This is a genomic window from Rhodococcus sp. NPDC056506, assembly GCF_042794945.1.
Lineage (GTDB): Bacteria > Actinomycetota > Actinomycetes > Mycobacteriales > Mycobacteriaceae > Rhodococcus_F.
This window is the reverse complement of record NZ_JBHTSW010000087.1, coordinates 1641-4050: the sequence shown is the minus strand read 5'-3', so window position 1 is coordinate 4050 and position 2410 is coordinate 1641. Positions and strand designations below refer to the sequence as shown.

Genomic DNA, 2410 nt, shown 5'->3' with positions numbered 1-2410 from the left:
CCCCACCCAGCTCAGACAGTAAATGTCGTCACCAGACAGGGCCCCCCTTCTCCCGAAGTTACGGGGGCATTTTGCCGAGTTCCTTAACCATAGTTATCTCGATCGCCTTAGTATTCTCTACCTGACCACCTGTGTCGGTTTGGGGTACGGGCCGTGTGAAAGCTCGCTAGAGGCTTTTCTCGGCAGCATAGGATCACTGAATTCGCCTCAATCGGCTACGCATCACGTCTCAGGCTTGTGTGCGACCCGGATTTGCCTAGGTCACGCCCTACACGCTTACACCAGTATTACCACTGACTGGCTCAGCTACCTTCCTGCGTCACCCCATCGCTTGGCTACTACCAGATCAGGTCCCATGCATCCACCAACTCGAGACCCGAAGGTCTTCTCGTGGCTTCAGGATGGTTAGTATCACTGATTCACCATGGGCGCGTTCACACGGGTACGGGAATATCAACCCGTTGTCCATCGGCTACGCCTGTCGGCCTCGTCTTAGGTCCCGACTCACCCTGGGCGGATTAACCTGGCCCAGGAACCCTTGGTCATTCGGCGGACGAGTTTCTCACTCGTCTTTCGCTACTCATGCCTGCATTCTCACTCGTGTGGCCTCCACGGCTAGGTCACCCTGCCGCTTCCATGGCCACACGACGCTCCCCTACCCATCCACACACCTGCCAGAAAATCCTTGGATCAACTGGGGGCTATTGCGTGAATGCCGCAGCTTCGGTGGTGTACTTGAGCCCCGCTACATTGTCGGCGCAGGATCACTTGACCAGTGAGCTATTACGCACTCTTTCAAGGGTGGCTGCTTCTAAGCCAACCTCCTGGTTGTCTTCGCGACCCCACATCCTTTTCCACTTAGTACACGCTTAGGGACCTTAGCTGGCGATCTGGGCTGTTTCCCTCTCGACTACGAACCTTATCGCCCGCAGTCTCACTGCCGCGCTCTCACTCACCGGCATTCGGAGTTTGGCTGATTTCGGTAAGCTTGTGGGCCCCCTAGACCATCCAGTAGCTCTACCTCCGGTGAGAAACACGCGACGCTGCACCTAAATGCATTTCGGGGAGAACCAGCTATCACGGAGTTTGATTGGCCTTTCACCCCTACCCACAACTCATCCCCTCAGTTTTCAACCTAAGTGGGTTCGGTCCTCCACGACGTCTTACCGTCGCTTCAACCTGGCCATGGGTAGATCACTCCGCTTCGGGTCTAGAGCATGCCACTGACTCGCCCTATTCGGACTCGCTTTCGCTACGGCTACCCCACACGGGTTAACCTCGCGACATGCCACTAACTCGCAGGCTCATTCTTCAAAAGGCACGCCATCACCCCCAGTGACAAGTCACTCGAAGGCTCTGACGGATTGTAAGCGCACGGTTTCAGGTACTATTTCACTCCCCTCCCGGGGTACTTTTCACCTTTCCCTCACGGTACTAGTCCGCTATCGGTCACCAGGGAGTATTCAGGCTTATCGGGTGGTCCCGACAGATTCACACCAGATTTCACGGGCCCGGTGCTACTTGGGTTTCCATTACAACAGTCACAAAGTTTTCGTGTACGGGATTCTCACCCTCTACGACAGGCCGTTCCAGACCACTTCCACTAACCCAGTGATTTCTTACTGTTGGCCAACACGGCAGTATTGACAAAATGAACCCCACAACCCCACGAATGCAACACCTGCCGGCTATCACACACCCATGGTTTAGCCTCTTCCGCTTTCGCTCGCCACTACTCACGGAATCACGGTTGTTTTCTCTTCCTGTGGGTACTGAGATGTTTCACTTCCCCACGTTCCCTCCACACGCCCTATATATTCAGGCGCGGGTAACACGACATCACTCGTGCTGGGTTTCCCCATTCGGACATCCTCGGATCACAGCTCGGTTGACAGCTCCCCGAGGCTTATCGCAGCCTCCTACGTCCTTCATCGGCTCCTGGTGCCAAGGCATCCACCGTACGCTCTTCATTACTTACAACAAAGATGCTCGCGTCCACTGTGCAGTTCTCAAACAACACACAACCCCAGAACTCCCGTGAGCACCAGCCGAACACCAACCAAGTCACCTCAGTTACATATTCGCGGTATGACCCACATTCCAGTGTTGTCGTTACTTCCTTCGAGGAAACACTCGCGTGTTCTCTCAGGACCCAACAGTATGCCGATATATTGTTCGTCGGTTTCCCACAGAGGAGAAACCGTACGACGATCAAGTTTGTCAGCGTCCACCCATGAGCTCCTGCCGGATCACAAATGGATCCGAAACAGGCTCTGCCAACCAACCATCCACCTGTGTGGATATTGGATTGGAGAATGCTCCTTAGAAAGGAGGTGATCCAGCCGCACCTTCCGGTACGGCTACCTTGTTACGACTTCGTCCCAATCGCCGATCCCACCTTCGACGGCTC

Annotated in this window: 1 rRNA gene; it reads right to left on the bottom strand. The window is 54.9% G+C overall.

The features are described 5' to 3' along the window. A 23S ribosomal RNA gene (locus ACFQ6H_RS29705) occupies positions 1-1980 on the bottom strand; the annotation flags it as partial. Between the last annotated feature and the right edge of the window lie 430 nt (positions 1981-2410).